This window comes from Haloferula sp. A504, assembly GCF_044385805.1.
Classification (GTDB): domain Bacteria; phylum Verrucomicrobiota; class Verrucomicrobiia; order Verrucomicrobiales; family Akkermansiaceae; genus Haloferula.
Genome location: NZ_JBISBU010000174.1, coordinates 1 through 801, shown reverse-complemented (window position 1 = coordinate 801; position 801 = coordinate 1). Strand labels below are relative to the sequence as shown.

General features: G+C 61.8%; 2 protein-coding genes. Both read right to left on the bottom strand.

What is annotated here, in order from left to right:
* On the bottom strand, positions 1-185 hold a 185-nt coding region (locus tag ACG2LG_RS24030; RefSeq protein WP_396263428.1), incomplete at its 3' end, for a hypothetical protein.
* A gap of 106 nt (positions 186-291) precedes the next feature.
* On the bottom strand, positions 292-801 hold a 510-nt coding region (locus tag ACG2LG_RS24025), incomplete at its 5' end, for a hypothetical protein (RefSeq protein ID WP_396263426.1).

Genomic DNA, 801 nt, shown 5'->3' with positions numbered 1-801 from the left:
TTATTTCCAGAGGAGTCCAGGGTCCCGTAGCTGAGCGTGGGAGCGTCGACCGTCATGGTCGATGCTACCCAAGTCCCACTGAGCCCAGTCCCGGAGGCATTGCCGTCGAGGGTCGTATCGCTATCGGCAAAGGGTTCGTAGATCAGGGTGGCGGCCTGAAGAGACGCGCCACAGATCAAGGCCATGGCAGTAAAGGCGCGACGAGTCATCATCTTGCTATGTCGAATGTTCATTGGTGTGGTGGTGGTTCGGTTCGGAAGTTGAGATTGATTCAGAGGAGGGAATGGTGCGTCAGGGGACGCTCTGCGCCCGAAGGAAGTCCGCGGGATCGCCGGTCAAGATGACGCGCACCTTGCCGTCGCCGCTGGCATCGGTCGTCAGCACGCTGTCGTTGGTGCCGCCGATGGTGCCCGCATCGCCGGGGGCACCCTGGGTCAGGTTCTCCACCAAGGTGCCGGGCGTGAAGTCCAGCGTGGTGGACGAGTAGAACTCGTAGCCCGTATCCGGCTCCCCGGAAAGGGTCAACTCCCAAAGACCGGCACCCACGGAAGCGAAGGAAGTGATGCGGGGATCGGGGCCGGGGACGACGGCACCGGGGACGACATCCGCGTAGGTCGTTCCGAAACGGATTTCATCGACCGCGTAGGCGCCGTCGCCTTTGGTGGCAAAAGTCACCGTGTCGAAGGCGGTCTGGTCAAGCGTGGCAGTATTGGAGGCGACCACGCTTCCCTGGTTCAGGGCGGCATCAGGGAGGTAGATGTTGATCGTGTCGGTCGCTCCGAAAATCATTTCGCCGACAAC